This is a genomic window from Paenibacillus sp. Y660 (assembly GCF_057221575.1).
In genome coordinates this window covers 58,904-76,439 of the sequence record NZ_JBXBBJ010000005.1, presented here as the reverse complement: position 1 = coordinate 76,439, position 17,536 = coordinate 58,904, and the positions used below count along the sequence as shown (strand labels likewise).

Below are 17,536 nucleotides of genomic sequence, written 5' to 3'. Positions count from 1 at the left end.
ATCCGAATAAGATGATGTTATAAAGTTTGCCCTGCAGCAATCGAATGTAAACATGCATGAGTTTACCTCCAAAAAGCCACGCTATACGGTAAGTCAAAGTGATCTGGAGGAAAATTTATTATGCTTCGTAAAATAGCGCTCGGCATTATCATGCTGTGGCTTGCAGCTCTTACCAGCTCATCAAGCGCTCAAGCTTGGCCTCTTCTGCCGGTCGGTACCGATCCGGATTGGGCATTGCCGTCTACGGTCGTGATCATTGACGTTGGGCATGGCGGCATCGACGGCGGAGCATCCTCTGCTGATATTCTCGAGAAGGACATCAATTTAGCGGTCGCCCGCAAGCTTTATTTTATTTTACGCAGCCAAAATATTCCCGCTGTTCTAAATCGAACTGGCGATTACGCGTTAAGTGATGACAATCGCTGGCATATTACACGCTCCAGGCATCGCAAGGACTTGTCGCAGCGCCATCAGCTTACGCAGGAGATTGAGAGCGAGCTGCTCGTTAGCCTCCATGTGAATTGGTCGAAAAAAAGCTCGCAGCATGGCCCTCTCGTTCTGCATCAGAGCAGCGGAGAAAGCTCCTTGCTCGCTTTCTGCATTCAGGATGCGCTTAATCGACAGCAAAATACAGCCTTCCTCCCGCGGGAGGGAAAGCCGTTTTATTTGCTCAATCGCGTTCAGCAGCCTGCCGTTATTGTCGAAATGGGCTTTATCAGCAGTGTTAAAGACCGAACCATGCTTACCAATCCACAGCGTCAGCAAGAGGTTGCAGCCGCTATCGCCTCAGGAATTGGGCAATACAAATGGATCGTTCATTGAACCGCCTCTAATCAGCTCGGTCAGCTTCACAAATTGCACACTTTGCTGCATCGCTGGAATGTACTGCTGTAGAACGGCTGCTGTCTTGAGTCCCGCAGGTCCAACATGTCCGATGGTGATGCAGCTCGCGTGCAATTCCAGATGCTTGCGCAGCTCGTTAATTTGCTTTGATATATGCTGAACCGTGTAGACATCATCGAGAAAAACATCATTGGAAACAATCGGGACACCGAGCTCCGCCGCTATTTTGGGTACAACCGTTTTGTAGGTCGTTCGGCTATCGAGAAAAAACAAACCCCGCTCCTTGCATACGCCTAGCACGATTCGCATTATTCTCTCGTCAGCCGTCACCTTAGAACCCATATGGTTATTCATGCCGATTGCATGCGGCACATCGTTAATCGCATCCTCCACACGCTTGCGAACGTCTGCATCGCTCAAATCCGTCGTAAGCGCACCTGGACCAAGCCACTTTTTCAGTCCCTTATTCGGCTCCATCGGCATATGGACGATCACATCGTGTCCAAGCCTATGCGCTGCCTCCGCATCCCGCTTAGTTGTCGGCATAAAGGGCATAATCGCTGCCGTTATTTTCACCGGAAGCTTCAACATTTCCGACGTGCCGTTCATCCCGTTGCCAAAATCATCAATTACGATCGCGACAGTCCGAACCTCCTTCTCCTCAGAAGCAGCTGCCCTATGCTTTAACGCAGACTGAGCGTATATTCGATCATATCCAGCATTGCTTTCAGCGATAACTAAACTGCACATACACATCACAGCAATAGCCGACATTATGAGTAAACGCCTGTTTCTGCTTCTCTTTTCCACGTTCATATTATCAGACCATCCATCCTGTTTGCTCATTGCTGCATACACCCCTCATCTTTTACTATCATTGTTTGTGAAGAGGCTGGAAAATATGCTTAAAATATAGAAGTCTTAGGAAATTTTGCTTTTGGTTTATGTCGCAATAAACGAAAAAAGAGCAAAAGAAAGAGGCCCACTCTAGAGCTAGGCCTCTTCTTCCTGCAGTCGATTCGATTAAAACTTGCTCACGACATCCAGCGTGACTGCTTCAAGCGTAATGTTGGCAAGTTTATTTTCCATCGCCTGCTGCGCTTCATTAAAAGCCGCTTCAAGCGATGATTGAATATTTCGGCCAACCGGACATGCCGGATTCGGCTTCTCATGAATAGCAAACAGCTCGTCTTGACCATTGTTATGGACAGCATTGTATATATCCAAGAGCGTAATTTCGCTTGCCGGTCTAGTTATGACGGCTCCCGCCACGCCAGCGCTTGTAGCGACGAGGCCAGCTTTATTTAACAATCCAATAATTCTGCGAATGACGACAGGGTTCGTATTTACGCTGCCAGCAATATAATCTGAAGTCAGTCGTGCCGCCTTATTTGTTTCCAATAACGTCAAAATATGAACCGCTACCGCAAATCGATTGCTAGTCAACGCATTCACCGCCTGTCAAAAAATAATGATGATAGCTTCTCGCGACAAAATTGACTGTCCAGCCGGTTGCCATGTAAGCATTATAGTTACACGGTGCATCAATTGTCAAACTTTTGACGCGGTTTGCGCAACAGGCTCAGCAGCAAAGGTTACCTTCCCATCTGCCAACGAAGCCACCCTCGCCAAGGAATGTACGCGATAGCCTAGCTTGATAAGCTTCTTGCGTCCTGGCTGGAACCCCTTCTCTATGACGATGCCGATACCCGCCACCGTACCACCCGCCTGCTCAACGATGCGCGCCAAGCCAAGCGCTGCATCGCCGTTGGCTAGAAAATCATCAATAATAAGGACGCGATCTTCCGCAGACATAAATTTGCGCGATACGGTAACCTCGCTCTCCTCCTGTTTCGTGAAGGAATAAATCTTCTCGGTATAAAGATCGTCCTTGAGCGTTAACGACTTGCGCTTGCGTGCAAAGAGCAGCGGAACATTCATCGTTAATGCAGCCATGACAGCCGGCGCAATGCCTGAGGATTCAAGCGTAAGTACCTTTGTAATGCCTTCTTCTTCAAATAAAGCAGCGAAGGTTTGGCCAATGCTGAGCATAAGCTGCGGATCAACCTGATGATTGAGAAAGGAGTCCACTTTCAGTACATTCCCGTTTAGGACAATTCCTTCCTCTAAAATTTTTTGCTCTAATTGCTTCACAGCATATTCCTCCATTTATATAAAATTTTGTTGACATTTACACGTAATTAATGTTAAGATATTTTCTGTTGAAACAAAATACGCGGTCGTGGCGGAATTGGCAGACGCGCTAGATTCAGGTTCTAGTGGTGTAACAGCCGTGGAGGTTCGAGTCCTCTCGACCGCATCCTAATTAGGTTTACAGACTATTTTAGACGAAGTTTAATCTAATGGTCAATGATTGACTCCATTTTGTAAATACAAACCACTGATTATTATAATAATCAGTGGTTTTTTTGTTGCTTAAAAAACATATAAAAACGACCAACAGCGAAGTTAGTCGTTAGCACATCCATTACTTTCCCATCACTGACTTTACGTACTTCTCAGCCTTGTAGTCCTTCCTGATTTCATGCAGGACATTACTATTAGCTTCACTCCAAGACTCCAATATCATTCTTGGCTCTGCTTCAATTATTCCTTTAGCCGCTGCTATATCATCTTCCTTGAATGCATCCATAATTTTTATCAAATCAGCTCTATCAAGCAGCTTTACATGATTTACTCCTGCCAGGGTTTCACATGGTTCTGTGAAAGTGGCTGTCGCAATCACAATTGCCTTCTTAGCTTTGTAATAACGCATACATGAGAATACTTCCTGCACAGCGCTAATGCCAACAGAATCAGAGTATCGCTTGGCCTGTACTACATTTCTTATACCCTCACGATCAGTAAAAACCACATCTGCTCCAAAATCTCTACTATTCGTTGTCTTATAAACGCCTGAGTATCCCAGCTCAATCAGAAGCCTATACAGATACATCTCAAACTCAGAGCCGTCTTCCATCTTGTCAATATCTGTAATATCAATTTCCTTTAAGTTATAATTTTCTTCAAAAGGCTGACTAAAACTCTTATTATCCGGTTTATTTCTTACTTTAAACCCAATAATAGCTGCCACACAAAAGCCGATGATTAAAGCTAATACGATGTAACCAATCACAAAAGAAACCTCCATCTCAACTTTATATATCAATGAATAGAGTAATGAAACTTAGACCATTCGATCTACTACTCAATGAATTAATAGTTAAATCTTACCATGGTTTGTCGAAACAGGATAGAGTTCACATACACACTCATAGGCTTAAGAAAAGCACCATCGGATGATGATGCTTTTATAGCTTCTCATTTATTGAATAAAATCTATACTTTCCTTCTTACTAATTTATTTCCAACCCAATCAAAAACGAGTGTTAATCCCTTTTCCCTTGGTTTCCAAGTTAAAATAATAATTCCATCACTCCCCTACTGACTAATTTTCGAATTCAATTGTTTTTGGAATGATCGAATGGTCAGGATTGAGTTTCGTGCTTAAAAGTCTCCCCAATTTTACAGATGGAACCTCAACCAAATAATACATTATCGTTGCTATAACAAATGAAACAATAAATGAAAGAACTAAAATTGATATGACTGGCATCTTTCCAGATAATGAATATAGGAGTGTCAACATTACAATTAAATGATACAAATAAACACTATAGGATATTTTACCTACAAAATGTATTGGCTTAAACAGTAAAATCGACTTTAATGTTTTAGAGTTTAAACTAAATAATATGAAGATACAACATCCTAAAGCAATAGCCCAATCATTTATTATAAACATATGCAACAAAGAATGATTAGGCAGCACTAGCCAAACGTACATATAAAGAGTCAATCCAATAACTAATAATGCAATTTTGAAGGCAAATGATAATCTGTTATATCGTTCACTGAAATCTCTCTTATATTTTGCAAGCAAAGCTCCTAACATAAAGAACGCAACATAGTGTGGTGTGAGTAGATAAGAAGAATAACCAGCACGGAATGATGTTATATCGTAGGAAAACAAATTGAGAAGGATATAATAACTCAAAAAGTATATGACAGGTATAGAAAATAAAATAATCGCATTAACACCTTTATTATTGCGAACTATTAGCCACATAATCAGAGGGAATATTAAAGAAATTCTCATCTCATGAATTAGCGACCATATGACAGGATTTAGATTCATAGTGTCAAACTCTTTTAAAAGAATGAAATGATTGACAATCATCTCAGTTGTAAAAGGAGTTGACCATATCGTATTAGCCCAATCGCTTACTCCTGTAATATTGCTAGGTGATAATATGCTCATTAGGAGCATGATTAGCAATATAGATATAGCACTCGGTATCAGGATCCTGCATATTCGTCTTATTAAATAATGTCTGTACTTTGATTGTTTATTATTGTGATAGGGAAGAGATAGAACAAAACCGCTTAAAATAAAAAACAAAATGACGGATTCATGACCAAGCCAAAATAAATGCAGAGGAGTGTTATTTAACTTCTCAACAATGTTGGTGCTTGGAATGATAATTGAAATGTGAGCCAAAATTACTGAAGTTGCAGCAAGCCCTCTGATTGAGTCTAATTGTTCTAAACGTTGATTTGTTTCCAAAGTTCAACACCAGTCCCCATAATCAAATTTTCCAATTGATAATAACATAAAAATCCATAACAGGTATGTCGAACCATGTAGTTGGATGGAAAAAAATCTAAAGGTCATGACAATAGGCAAAAGAAAGTTCGAACTTGGAGGAAACTCATGAAAGCAATTGTATACACAAATTACGGGCCACCTGAGGTTCTTCAACTCAAAGAGGCAGAAAAACCGACTCCGAAGGACAAAGAAGTACTGGTAAAAGTTTATGCTGCATCCGTAAATTCATGGGACTTGGATCTCCTGACAGGCACGCCGTTCCTGGTTCGACTTGAAGGACTTTCAAAACCAAAACACAAAATACTCGGTTGTGACATAGCAGGGCGGGTAGCAGCGGTTGGCACAAACGCAACAGAGTTTCAGCCAGGCGATGAGGTATTCGGGGACATATCCGGATGTGGTTGGGGTGGTTTTGCCGAGTATGTTTGTGTTCCCGAAAGTGCATTAGCTTTGAAATCTGCCAGCATGACATTCGAGGAAGCAGCAGCCGTACCTCAAGCGGTAATCCTTGCCCTGCAGGGACTTCGCCATAAAGGACAGATTAAAAAAGGGCAAAAGGTTTTGATAAATGGTGCGGGCGGTGGTGTAGGTACTTTTGCGGTGCAGCTTGCCAAAACATTCGGGGCTGAAGTGACCGGCGTGGACAGCAAGAGGAAATTGGATATGCTGCGCTCGATTGGTGCAGACCACGTCATTGATTACACGGAAGAAGATTTCACCAAAAACGGACGGCGTTACGATCTGATTCTTGATGTTGTGGCTGATCGTTCGATATTCGATGTCAAGCGTGCATTACTTCCAAATGGCATTTATATCATGGTCGGCGGATTAATGTCTCGACTTTTCCAAGTCATGTTGCTAGGACCATTGATTTCAATGATTACGAATAAGCAAATGGGCCTTCTAATACATAAGCCGAACAAAGAGGATCTAAATGTTATGAAAAAGCTTTTTGAATCCGGCAATGTAGTACCTGTTATTGATAAATGTTACCCGTTAAACGAGACTGCGGAAGCTCTTCGGTATCTTGGTGAAGGAAATGCCAAAGGAAAAATTGTCATTACTATCGAATCAAATACTAGTTTAAATGATATGTAATTAGGTGTTTTTTCCATGATGTCGATGGCACTTCCTCATAAAAAAAACCATCCAAAAGTTGAATGGTCTTCCCTAATCATACGTAAATCTCTATTTATGTAACATCTTCAAAAGGCTTTGCACGTTCCTCAGATGCTGGCGAGTAGCTGTAAATGCGGCTTAGCTTTACCACACGGCGATTAGGCCGGCGAATGACAACGGAGGACTCGTCCCATGCCACTACGATCCCGAGTACATCATTAACTTCCATCGCATCTCTTACGACTCTAACGGTCTCCCCGCTAACGCGGAATTGATCCAATTGCTCTTCGCTAATCACTGAACTTCCCTCCCGCATTCTTGTTTGCAGCTGTATCTGTATTGAAAAACCTCAATGCATGCTCGCGCATCACATTGAGGTTCCATTCAACCTATAAAAAATGTTCACTCAACCTATTGAAGTTCGGTTAACCGGCATGCTCTTTGGCATCATTAGTTTCATACCACTCATCCAGCACGCGTGAAGACATTACACGCTTACCGATATATTCGCTCTGACGGTCGGTGAATTGATCCCGCCATTCAATAGACAATTCGTCGCACAGCTTCACAATCGTTAGCAGCTCCGACCACGCCACATAGCGTTTGTACCAGAAAAACTGCGGATGCTCGATCATATAAGGATATAAATCATCAAATTCCGTATGTTTGCAATCTAGTGCACGCTCAAAGTGGACTTTCGCATCGTTAAGCTTCGCATACATAAACTCTGCAGACATTTCCCCCATAACTTGTGCCTCCCCTCGATCACTTCTGTATTAGTATACGCGATAATGCTGGATGGGAAAAGAGCATTTGTACTGGAACATGTTACTCAAATGTGATTTCACCGTTATCTAGCGATGAAATACGAACGAGCGGCTCCACTCGAACGCCCTGTTCCCGCAAGGTTCTCCCACCGGCTTGGAATGATTTCTCGACGACTACGCCAAGGCCGATTAAGGTTGCGCCCGAACGCTGAATTATTTTGATGAGACCACGGGCAGCATCGCCATTCGCAATAATGTCATCAATGAATAATACCCGATCCTCTGCGGTTAGAAACTGTTTTGACACCATAATATCGGTAACCATTCCCTTTGTAAAGGAAGGTACTCTTTCCAAATATGCGTCCGGATCTGCGATCAACGTCTTCTTCCGACGAGCGAATACGAGCGGTACGCCAAGCGTGTACGCCGTCGCGAATGCAGCGGGTATGCCCGAAGACTCAACCGTAAGGACTTTCGTAATTTGCTCTTCTGCGAAGCGTCTTGCGAATTCTTGTCCCATTTCCATCGTCAATGCAGGGTCGACCTGGTGGTTTATCAAAGCATCCATCCGCAGCACGTTGCTCGACAACACGGATGATTCAGCTAAAATACGTTGTTTTAAGCTTTCCATCTTACATTACCTCCACCAAAATCCTTTTCGTTAACGTACCATAGGTCAGGCAAAAAGCGCAACCCTCTTAAAGGCGTTAGCCCGAAACCAAAAAACAATCCGAGTATATCTAAGGAATAATTTCAAATCTACGGTAAAAAAGAGCAACTTTTCCCACCATTTTACGTCTAAATCAGGAGAGCCGCTTTTATTCATGCACAACTCGATTTATTCAAACAATTAGAATACGGATGCCGATTACACTATTATTACGAAAGGAAGTGCAGCTCATGTTTCCTAAGAAAAAAGAAAAAACAAAAGCAGCGATGCTTGCAGCTACCTCTGCGCTTGTCCTATTGCTCGCAGGCTGTCAGAGCGCAGCGACAACTCCACCCGATTCCTATACGGGCAGCGTAACTCCGATTCAAAGTGAGGAGGACGAGCCAAACAGCCCACAGAAGACATATATTGAGCAGTCTGACAATGATTTTCATACGGATGAACCGCATTCCAACTTTGTCGAAACGACGAGCGATACGAGCGCCAAGACCTCAACGGCGGGGAAGAAAGACGATACGAAAGCTACAGTTAAAACGGCAAGCCAAGACGCTGTATGGAGCGCAGATGCGCCAAAGCTAAACGGCATTACGATCGGCAACAGTGATGCAGCCGTCAGTAAGCTCTTTGGCAAGCCCGTAGACAGCTACCAGCTCGATGACGAGAACGAGGCAATCAAGGTGCTTGAATACAAAGGCTTCGCCATCGGCATCAACGTTAACAAGAAAGTTCAATATATTGAGGTTTATGATAAAAGCATTTCAGCCGGCCTGAGCGGACTTCACATAGGAGACGACCCCGAGACTGCGCTGAAAGCGCTCGGGAAGCCGGATAAGCAGACAACGTATTTGTTGTCCTACAAAGCTAAAGGAGCGCTTCTAAAGCTTGACCTAGACCCTGTACATAATGAAATCGTATCGATAAAGCTGCTTGCACTCGACTAATAGCTATGACCATCCTTGCACCCATAAGCCAAGCAATGCGAGCAACAAGATCGGAAAGGTGAACAGCAAGCCATATTTGGTATACAGTCGCAGCAAACGCTTCGTTAATCCCCTTCGGATTCAGCAATATGAATACTAATGCCGTAATGAACACAGCAATGGTAATGAGCATGGACATGATTTGACTCCACTTGATGTCGATCTAGTATCCTAAAATTTTGAAAAAAGTCATGCCTGTCCCCTATTGGACATACCTTCTTATATAGAGGGTTATCGAACGGAGGACGGTAGACGATGTGGAAACGTACTGGAAAGGTGCTGCAAATCGCTTCAACCTATATGGGTACGATAGTAGGAGCTGGCTTTGCCACCGGTCAAGAAATATTGCAATTTTTTACCCGTTTCGGGTATTGGGGAACGATAACGATCGCAATCTCAACCGTATTGTTCATCTGGCTGGGCACCAAAATGATGCTCATAGCCAGCGAAATAAGAGCGAAATCGTACGAGGATTTAAATAAGGCTTTGTTTGGCGACAAATATGGGCGGCTCATCAGCCATTTCATGCTCGTCGTGCTCCTTGGCGTAACAGCCGTCATGCTCGCTGGCGCCGGAACGATCTTTTATGAGCATTGGAATATTTCCTATCAATCGGGACTGCTGATTACAATAGCCGCCTGCTACTTTTTGCTGCGCAAAGGGATGAATGCCATCCTAACGGTTAATGCTATAGTCGTTCCCATTATGCTGCTATTCACAGTACTCATTATGATCGACACCTTCCAAACACCGGGTGCAGACAAGTTCATTACGCTATCGAGCGACCATTCGATATGGGCGGCATGGGCATCGCCTTTTCTGTATACCGCATTTAATCTCTCGATGTCGCAGGCAGTACTCGTACCGCTTGGCGCGGAGATTAACGATCGCAAAGTAATCATTGCAGGCTCTTGGGTCGGCGGAATCGGCATCGGCTTCATGCTGCTGGCCGGTCATATCGCCCTATCCGTTCATATGCCGGGCATTCAGCAATTTGCCATTCCAATGGGCGGCATCGCAAGACAGCTTGGGCCAAGCGTTCAATTCATTTATATTTTTATTATTTTCGCGGAAATCTTTACGACGCTTATCGCCGACATTTACGGGCTCACCCTTCAGCTTCATGAGCGTTTGAAATGGGCGCGCAGCTTAATTGTCCTTCTCATTCTCGCCATCTGTTATGTAGCCAGCCAAATCGGATTTGGCCCGCTGCTGTCGACGCTTTATCCATTATTCGGACTGATCAGCTTTGGCTGGCTTATCTTGATTATCCGCAAGCGAGTAACCCATACTTAAGTATAAGCGTTAGAAACAACTAGATTTGTACGAGCACTGCATCCTCACAATGCTCAAGCATGGCATCCCTGACATGTTCATGACAGGTCATTACAATCATCTGCCTATCGCCGGACAGCTCCGCGAGCAGCCTCGTAACGGCATGCAGCCGCCCATGGTCAAAATTAACGAATACATCGTCCAGCATAAGAGGAAGCTTAGTCCCTTGCGAAGCTTCCTCCGCTAAAGCGAAGCGCATCGCCAAGTACACCTGCTCCGCGGTCCCTCTGCTAAGCAGCGCACTATCAATTAGGCGGTTGTCTGAGGTTTCGAGTCTTATTCCTGGCTCGCCAGGCGTCGTCAGCACCCGAATATATTTGCCGTCCGTCAGCGTCGCGATCAAACGCGACGCATTGCGCAGCACGACTGGCTGTCGCTCCTCCTCGTAAATCCGCTTCGTTCGGCTAATTAATGCAGCGCTTATCGAAAGTACAGCGTAACGCTCCGCATCGGCCTCCAGCTTGGCTATCGTCATTTCCTTGTCAGATAGCAGCCTTTGGTGCTCCTCTTCCTTAAGCAAATGCTCCAAAGACTGCCGCAAGCTTCCACGCTGCTCAAGCTGCTCCCGCTTCTGCTTCTCAAGCTCTTCAAGCTCGCAGCTTGACTCTGCCTGCAGCGCTTGCAGTCGCTCTTCATCGTATAATCCGAACAGCTGCTCCAGCTCGGCGACTCGCTCCTCTGACAGGCCGGCTGTCATCTCAAGCGTTAGCTTGGAAAGCTCAAGCTCAAGCTCCTGCAAGTCGCGGCGATGCTGGGTTGCCAGCTCATATTGCGCTTCGCTAGCAAGCTCTGCCTCATTTATTTGCGCTGCGATTAGAGCTTGCAGCTCCTGCAAACGGGAATTGGCCGCTTGCATGGCCATATGCAGCTCATCGCGGCGCGCGAGTATTCCGCGCGCCTCCAGCTTCGCTGCTGCATGCCGGCGTATTTCGGCATGCAGCAGCCGCAGTGCGAGCGCGGGATCTATAGCGAGCTGCGCCTTCGCTTCCTCGAGCTGCTCGCACAAGTCGGCCGCTTGCTTCGCGAAAGCGGCCAGCTGCTTGCCCGCGGCGGCTTGCTTTGCCGCCAGCCGGTCGTATTGCTGCAGCCGCTGCAAAGCTTGCTCGGCAAGGTCGAAGGCTTCGAGCACGGCTGCCGGAGACATGCCGGCCGGCAGCGAGCGTGCTGCAAGCCAGCCGGCCCATTGCCGGGCGAGGGCTTGCCTGGTTTGCGCAGCGGCGGCGGCTGCTTCGCTGCGCCCTGCTGCGTGCGCGCGCAGCCGCTCCAGGCGGCGGGCGAGCTCGCTGGTGTTGTCGATGAGGCGCTCGCTCGTTTGGAGCGCTTCGAGACGGGCTTCCACTGCGGCGCGCAGCTGAATGCGCGCCTGTTCGGCTGCCAGCATGTGCTCAGCCGAGCTGTGATGCTTTGCCGCAAGCAGCGCTGCCGCAGCTTCCTGCGGCTCGCGCACCATAGTCTCCAGCGCCTGATAAATCCGCTTCTCCCGTTCGCTTAACGCTAGCTGATCCGCTCTGTCGCAAGCGTCAGCACTCCTTCCAAGCCCTAGGCCGCGCGATCCATCATTGCTGCTGGCCACACGACCCGCATTGCGGCTCCGCAGCACCGCAGCCGCAGCAAGCACAAGCGCCGCGACCGCTAGCGCCAGCGCAGCTAATGCCGCTCCGCCGGCTGGCTCACCCGCCGCCGCCGATGCAAACCACAGCGCCAGCGCAGCTCCGCCCGCGGCAGCCGCTGCAGCCCAAAGCGGGCCGGCTCCGCCTCGGCCCGCAGCAGCTGCCGCGCCGCGGCCTCCCGCCCCGCTATCGCTCGCGGCTCCGGCGGCGCCGGCAGTGCGCGCCCGCTCGAGCTCCCACTCGCGGAGCGCGCTATCGAGGGCGTTCCACGCCCCCTTCAGCGCATCACGCGTGCGCGGCAACACCTCAAACCCGGCTCCGCCCGCCTGTTCTTGCCTAGCTGCATCTTGTGCAACGGCTGACCTCGCCTCCTCCAAGGCGCTGCTCGCTTCCCGCTCCTGCTGCTTCAGCGTCTCAAGCTCCGCTGCGAACCGCTCCTCCGTCCGCGACTGCTCAAGCTCCTGCTGCCTTGCCTCTCTCACATTGTCGCGATCGGCTACCGTTACTTGAAGCTCTCTAAGCTGCCGCTCCGTCCACTCCGGCGCAATGCTGGTGACGTGTCTTGCGATCATCTCATCATGCTCCCGCAGCTCTGCCTCCCGTTCGGCGCTATCCTGCGCAAGCTTCCGCATGCTCTCCGATGATTGCAGCAAAGCTTCCGTTTCATCCCCGAGCCGGATAAGCTGATCATCATAGCTGATCGCCTCAAGCTGAAGCTCCAGCAGCAATGCTTTCTGCCGATGCTTCTCCATCTCCTCCCGATGCTCCGCCCGCTGCCGGAGCAGCTCCTCCCAGCCTTTCTCCGCATGAACGGAAAGCCGCGCTGCATATGCAATTTGCTCGCGCTCCAGCAGCAGCTTCTCCTTGCGAATCCATAGCGGCCTAACGGAACAAGCCTTGTTCAGCAGCTTTTGACGAGATTCCGCCGCAGGCAGATCCTTCTCCAGCGAGCGGAGTGATTCATCAAGCCTGGCCGTCTGCTGCACCAAATCATTGTACGAAGCGATAGCGTCATTTCTTTTCCGCAGCTCAGCTTCAAGCTGCTCCAGCAATTTGAGCTGTTGGTTAATTTGCTGATTCGTGCCGCGCGGCTTAAAAAGCGCTTCCATCTCCTGCGCCAGCCGTTTCTCTGCTGCCGCAATCGTCTTGCCGTCATCCCAGCCCGCTTGATACAAATAACGTCCTAGCTCATCGCTGGGCAGAGTACCCACCTCTTGCAGCTCGGTAAGGGTGACTGCGAATAATTGACGGTACAGCCTTTCACTTATACCTCCAAGAAATTGCCGCTCCCAATCCGTTTGCGTGAGCCAAGCGCCTTCTGCAACAATCGGCCCAGCACCATCTAGAAGGCGCTCCCTTTCTTCCGACTGCAGGGCTCCATCTGCCAAATGCCCGATTTCACGTAATTTCAGCTTGCCTGTTCCATCAGCCGCATAGCGTTCAAGCACATATTGCCTGCCTCTTGCATCGTCAAAAAACAAACGTCCTCCATGTCTGCCGCCATTTACCGGCTCCTGCCGCTCGCTTGGCTGCCCGCGTTTGGCGAAGCCGTAGAGCATCGAGCGCACGAAGCCGAAGACGGTGCTTTTGCCCGCTTCATTCGGACCATACACGATGACCACCGGCGCATCGAGCGGCACCTGCCGCCGATGCAGCTGTCCGAAACCGTCAATTTCAGCCTTCATAAGCTTCATGCATCGTCAACTCCTAAAGGTATCGTATCCATCTATTGCCCTAGATTTATGCATCCCGATCATTTCCGCGGATTGCTCCAACGGTCAGCTCCTGCGCTTGCGCAAGCCAGCGCCTTGGAAGCTCGTCCCATTTGCCCTGCATAAGCCTGCCCAGCTTCGCGTGGCTTGCGACCTGACCAACGGCTTCCTTTGCAAAATCACGCCACAGCGTTTCGTCCTCTGCGAGCCTCGCGCTTAATCGGTACAATTCACCTGCGAAGCTGTCCTCGACCGCCAGCTCCTGCAAATTCAGCAAAGCTCCCGTGTTCACCTCAAGCCCATGCACGAGCACCCAAGCTTCGCCAGAGAGAATCTGCCTGCCCTCCTGCAGCTGCTCAAGCAGTGTACTCACGATCGCTGGGTCCGACAGCTTCTGATGCAGCGGGCCGCGGTCGGTCAAAATAAGCCGAAGCATAACCGAGCGCCCCTCTGCTTCGGCCAGTACTTGGTCAATTACACCATCCAGCTGCTGCAGCAGCTCTTGCTCCGAGCTTATTTCAGCTATAGAATAGCTGCTTTCGAGCCAGCGTACCTGGTCAATCGGCAAAAACTTCAGCTCGACGGCTCTCGAAGCCGACACTTCAACAATGTAGCAGCCTTTCGCTCCAATCTCGCGAGGATTTCTACCCTGCGTATTGCCCGAATAAACGACATGCGGATAGGTATGCAGCACTCTGCGGTGATGAATATGCCCCAGCGCCCAATAGTCAAAGCCTTTGCCGCCAATAAGCTCGCCTAGCGTACATGGCGCATAAGGGTCATGTGATCCGTCGCCATCGACGTTGCCGTGCAGCAGCGCGATATGAAACGGCGCATCAGGCTGAATGCTGTAGCTGGCAGCTATATTTTCAGTCATAACTCGCTTGCCATACGATCTGCCGTAAATAAAAGCAGCCAGCTCACCGCTTCTGCGATAAGCCGGCTTATATTCCATCTGATCCGCTCCAAAAACAAATACATTGGACGGCAGCATCAAAGCAGCTCTCGACCCACTCAGAGGATCATGATTCCCATGAATGATGAACACGCCAATGCCATGCTGCTCCAGCTTCTCCCACTCTCGAACGAGCATGAGCTGCGCCCGCAGAGAGCGATCCGCCTCATCGAATAAATCTCCTGCCAGAACGATAAAATCCACTTGCTCTCGAATCGCCGCCACCGTTAATTGCCGCAGCGCCGCGAAGGTCGAGTCAGCCAATGCTTCTCTTACATGGCCCGGCGCCTTCGCAAGTCCGCGGAACGGGCTATCCAAATGCAAATCTGCTGCATGAATAAATCGAAAAGGTACCGACATCCCATAACCGCCTATTCTATTAAAATGAAAAAGTTACTTCGGCTTCATATTGAGATAAACCTTTTTCAGCTGAGCAATGACTCGTTGCAGCGAATATACCTTCTTCGCCTTATCCCATCCTGCCCTTGCCAGATTGTACCGATAGGTAGGATCGGTCACGACCTTCTCGAGCGCGTCTGCAAGCGCTGCTGGATCCTCCGGCGGCACTAGCAATCCGTTGACTCCGTCATCGATTTGCTCGGCTATGCCGCCCACATTCGTACCCACCAGCGCGAGCCAGCATAACGCGGCCTCTGCGAATACAGAGCCAAACGCCTCCGCCCGCGAGGGCAATACGAACACATCGAAGAAGGGCATAAACTCCTCAGGATGAAGCATGTAGCCATAAAAAATAATATCGTCGTATAAATCCAGCTTTACCGCTAACGCCTCCAGCTCCTCGCGAATCGGTCCGTCTCCGATAATATGCAGGACAAACGGATGGCCCTTCTGCTTAAGCTCCGCGCATGCATGAAGCAGCACGTCAAGTCCTTTCGCAGGGACAAGCCTGCATACCGTAATGAGCTGTGTTATCGCATTTTCATGGGCGATCGGCCTAAATCGTTTTTCATCAAAGCCGTTCGGAATGACTTTAATTTTCTCCGGATGCTTAATATGAGGAGATATATACGTACGGAACGACTCGGAAACGGTCAGCAAATGATCCGCCTTCGCCTCCAGCTCGCCATAAAGACTCATTAGGAATTGATGCTCCGGCCCGCCTTCTGTAATTTTCCCGTTCAAAATAAGCTCGCGCTCGAAGCTGGAGTGGATCGTCACCGCCAGCGGCGTTTCTGGGAATAGCTGCTTCATAACGAGCGCTGCAATCGGATGATGGGCATGTATAATATCGTATGGCTTTTTAATGCGCATTTTGGTCCACCATACGTAATCCTTATAGGTTTGAATATATTTGTCTACCATTGCGTTTCCTCTATAGATCGTATGATCAAAGGTCTCGAACACGACGTCCTCTTGGCCCTTGCTTCTAACTCGCTTAGGCAACGAGAATAATTCCATCTGCCAGCCTATTTTTATAAATCTATCCTGAATGTACGGGATCATCGATGAAACTCCGCCCGGCTGCTCCGGTGGAAAAAATAAGGCTTGTAAAATATTCATGTGTCCCATCCTTTCAACATAAAACGTCTGCCCTTAACTATTCGTTCACCGTAAAACATGATATATTAGAACATATGTTTCTGTAAAGCTGTTCGTACTATACTAGATATCGGTGGTTAACTCATGTCAATTACACAATGGCTTTCAGGCCCAAACGGCCAGCTGCTCTCTTCATCGGCTGTTATCGTCATTCTCGTTCTTATGCTTTTTATGTCGGTGAAGCTATATGCCAGCTACCGCAATAAACGAACGTACCGCTTGCTCATTACAGCTATACCGCTCATTATCGTCAAGCATGGCTTGCTCGTCATTCTTGCCTATCCGGGCTGGTCATTATCCCCGTGGCTTCATTTGGCTTTCACGATCATGCAAATCATTTCTTTTATTATTATAAACTTTGTTTTCATGAAATTATATACTCATCGTTCTGCTCAGTTGAAAGTCATCCCCTTTATCATTATGAGTATGTTGACTTTCGTTATTGCAGGTATACAATTTGCGATTACGCGCTTTACTGCGGAAACGGCTTTCGAGGCGCAAGCCTTTACTTTTCCTGCTCTCGACTTCTATGGATTAATTGTCATTTTTATGGTCATGATCGACACCAGAAGCGCGGACATGAGCTCCAAATATTATGCCAGCCTTATCGTATTTTTCGCAAGCGAGCTTGCTAGGCTCGCCAATGCCTATGTATTCCACGGCTCGCTCATCTGGTTGATTTCGTTCACCCAGCTGCTGCCGGTTATCTATTACTCGCTTTTATTTATTTTGCTCTTTGAATGGGTAATCGAGCGTCTTATGTATACCTATCACTCGTCTATCACAGACGGCTTGACCGGCTTATATAACCGGCGTCATTTTTATTCAAAGGCCGAGCTGCTGCTCCAAAGGAACAAGCCGATGGCGATTCTATTTTGCGACATTGATAACTTCAAGAACTTAAATGATACGCATGGCCATCATAAGGCTGACGGAGTGCTTAAGCAGGTCGCCGAAATCATTAAGGAGGAATCCAGCGGCATAGGCTCGGCGGGACGTTATGGCGGGGAAGAGCTGCTGAGCTGCATTAGTACAGAGCGTGTGAAGCCAGAGATTGTTGCTGAATCGATCCGGTCCAGAGTGGAGAAGGAAACGATGGTTACGATAAGCGTCGGCTTTAGTACAACCAAAGAAAGCAAGGTTGTTCAAGAGTTGATTAAGCAAGCCGACGAAGCAATGTACCATTCGAAAACGACAGGCAAAAATAAAGTAACACCGTTCAAGTCAACCGCTTCGCACAAAAAATCACGTGCATAAACTTTTGCGCTTGTCCCTCCTGCTTAAAGCGAGATGGGTAAGCTTTTTTTTGAGTTCCG

Annotated in this window: 16 protein-coding genes and 1 tRNA gene; 6 read left to right on the top strand and 11 right to left on the bottom strand. The window is 48.0% G+C overall.

Annotated features, from left to right (window positions below; translation table 11 throughout):
- The first annotated feature begins 120 nt into the window (after nucleotides 1-120).
- Entirely contained in the window at nucleotides 121-822 is a 702-nt protein-coding gene (locus AC2TDN_RS08465) for an N-acetylmuramoyl-L-alanine amidase family protein (protein WP_484687636.1), read from the top strand.
- Here the strand turns inward: AC2TDN_RS08465 and AC2TDN_RS08460 are convergent.
- The 3 genes from AC2TDN_RS08460 to AC2TDN_RS08450 all read right to left on the bottom strand — a co-directional run bounded on the left by AC2TDN_RS08460 (nucleotide 787) and on the right by AC2TDN_RS08450 (nucleotide 2,997).
- The gene (locus AC2TDN_RS08460) at nucleotides 787-1,617 is read right to left on the bottom strand and encodes a divergent polysaccharide deacetylase family protein (protein ID WP_484687635.1); all 831 of its coding nucleotides are present in this window, start codon (nucleotides 1,615-1,617) and stop codon (nucleotides 787-789) included. The genes AC2TDN_RS08465 and AC2TDN_RS08460 overlap by 36 nt on opposite strands.
- 249 nt (nucleotides 1,618-1,866) lie before the next feature.
- Complete coding sequence (locus AC2TDN_RS08455) at nucleotides 1,867-2,289, bottom strand: Rrf2 family transcriptional regulator (protein WP_482066702.1); 423 nt, start codon at nucleotides 2,287-2,289, stop codon at nucleotides 1,867-1,869.
- Nucleotides 2,290-2,394: 105 nt separating this feature from the next.
- Complete coding sequence (locus AC2TDN_RS08450) at nucleotides 2,395-2,997, bottom strand: xanthine phosphoribosyltransferase (protein WP_484687634.1); 603 nt, start codon at nucleotides 2,995-2,997, stop codon at nucleotides 2,395-2,397.
- A gap of 82 nt (nucleotides 2,998-3,079) precedes the next feature.
- Between AC2TDN_RS08450 and AC2TDN_RS08445 the strand changes: the two genes are divergently transcribed.
- Nucleotides 3,080-3,163, top strand: a tRNA-Leu gene (locus AC2TDN_RS08445).
- Between the two features lie 168 nt (nucleotides 3,164-3,331).
- Here the strand turns inward: AC2TDN_RS08445 and AC2TDN_RS08440 are convergent.
- Together AC2TDN_RS08440 and AC2TDN_RS08435 are read right to left on the bottom strand one after the other, a co-directional pair.
- Nucleotides 3,332-3,979: a restriction endonuclease gene (locus AC2TDN_RS08440; protein ID WP_482066700.1), complete on the bottom strand. Its 648-nt coding sequence runs from the start codon at nucleotides 3,977-3,979 to the stop codon at nucleotides 3,332-3,334.
- Nucleotides 3,980-4,291: 312 nt separating this feature from the next.
- Nucleotides 4,292-5,470 carry an acyltransferase family protein gene (locus tag AC2TDN_RS08435; RefSeq protein ID WP_484687633.1) on the bottom strand — a complete coding sequence of 393 codons (1,179 nt, stop codon included), beginning with the start codon at nucleotides 5,468-5,470 and terminating at the stop codon, nucleotides 4,292-4,294.
- Between the two features lie 147 nt (nucleotides 5,471-5,617).
- Between AC2TDN_RS08435 and AC2TDN_RS08430 the strand changes: the two genes are divergently transcribed.
- Nucleotides 5,618-6,610 carry an NAD(P)-dependent alcohol dehydrogenase gene (locus AC2TDN_RS08430; protein WP_484687632.1) on the top strand — a complete coding sequence of 331 codons (993 nt, stop codon included), beginning with the start codon at nucleotides 5,618-5,620 and terminating at the stop codon, nucleotides 6,608-6,610.
- A gap of 94 nt (nucleotides 6,611-6,704) precedes the next feature.
- Here AC2TDN_RS08430 and AC2TDN_RS08425 read toward each other — a convergent pair whose 3' ends face one another.
- The 3 genes from AC2TDN_RS08425 to AC2TDN_RS08415 all read right to left on the bottom strand — a co-directional run bounded on the left by AC2TDN_RS08425 (nucleotide 6,705) and on the right by AC2TDN_RS08415 (nucleotide 8,029).
- The gene (locus AC2TDN_RS08425) at nucleotides 6,705-6,929 is read right to left on the bottom strand and encodes a hypothetical protein (RefSeq protein WP_484687631.1); all 225 of its coding nucleotides are present in this window, start codon (nucleotides 6,927-6,929) and stop codon (nucleotides 6,705-6,707) included.
- Between the two features lie 127 nt (nucleotides 6,930-7,056).
- Nucleotides 7,057-7,377: a hypothetical protein gene (locus AC2TDN_RS08420; RefSeq protein ID WP_484687630.1), complete on the bottom strand. Its 321-nt coding sequence runs from the start codon at nucleotides 7,375-7,377 to the stop codon at nucleotides 7,057-7,059.
- Between the two features lie 82 nt (nucleotides 7,378-7,459).
- Nucleotides 7,460-8,029, bottom strand: coding sequence for a xanthine phosphoribosyltransferase (locus AC2TDN_RS08415; protein WP_482066692.1), 570 nt, complete (start codon nucleotides 8,027-8,029; stop codon nucleotides 7,460-7,462).
- A 269-nt stretch (nucleotides 8,030-8,298) separates the two neighbouring features.
- On the opposite strand from AC2TDN_RS08415, the gene AC2TDN_RS08410 reads away from it, so the two are divergent.
- On the top strand, nucleotides 8,299-9,009 hold the full coding sequence (locus tag AC2TDN_RS08410) for a hypothetical protein (RefSeq protein ID WP_484687629.1): 711 nt from the start codon (nucleotides 8,299-8,301) through the stop codon (nucleotides 9,007-9,009).
- 294 nt (nucleotides 9,010-9,303) lie between these two features.
- Nucleotides 9,304-10,344 (top strand): YkvI family membrane protein, encoded by a 1,041-nt coding sequence (locus AC2TDN_RS08405; RefSeq protein ID WP_482066690.1) that lies wholly within the window; start codon nucleotides 9,304-9,306, stop codon nucleotides 10,342-10,344.
- 19 nt (nucleotides 10,345-10,363) lie between these two features.
- Here the strand turns inward: AC2TDN_RS08405 and AC2TDN_RS08400 are convergent, their stop codons facing one another.
- Genes AC2TDN_RS08400 through AC2TDN_RS08390 form a run of 3 tightly spaced genes read right to left on the bottom strand, consistent with a single transcriptional unit; the run spans nucleotide 10,364 to nucleotide 16,181 of the window.
- Complete coding sequence (locus AC2TDN_RS08400; protein WP_484687628.1) at nucleotides 10,364-13,687, bottom strand: AAA family ATPase; 3,324 nt, start codon at nucleotides 13,685-13,687, stop codon at nucleotides 10,364-10,366.
- A gap of 46 nt (nucleotides 13,688-13,733) precedes the next feature.
- Nucleotides 13,734-15,020 (bottom strand): metallophosphoesterase family protein, encoded by a 1,287-nt coding sequence (locus AC2TDN_RS08395; RefSeq protein ID WP_484687627.1) that lies wholly within the window; start codon nucleotides 15,018-15,020, stop codon nucleotides 13,734-13,736.
- Nucleotides 15,021-15,053: 33 nt separating this feature from the next.
- Nucleotides 15,054-16,181, bottom strand: a complete 1,128-nt coding sequence (locus AC2TDN_RS08390) for a glycosyltransferase family 4 protein (protein WP_484687626.1) — start codon at nucleotides 16,179-16,181, stop codon at nucleotides 15,054-15,056.
- Nucleotides 16,182-16,304: 123 nt separating this feature from the next.
- Between AC2TDN_RS08390 and AC2TDN_RS08385 the strand changes: the two genes are divergently transcribed.
- Nucleotides 16,305-17,477 carry a GGDEF domain-containing protein gene (locus tag AC2TDN_RS08385; protein WP_484687625.1) on the top strand — a complete coding sequence of 391 codons (1,173 nt, stop codon included), beginning with the start codon at nucleotides 16,305-16,307 and terminating at the stop codon, nucleotides 17,475-17,477.
- The last annotated feature ends 59 nt before the right edge of the window (nucleotides 17,478-17,536 follow it).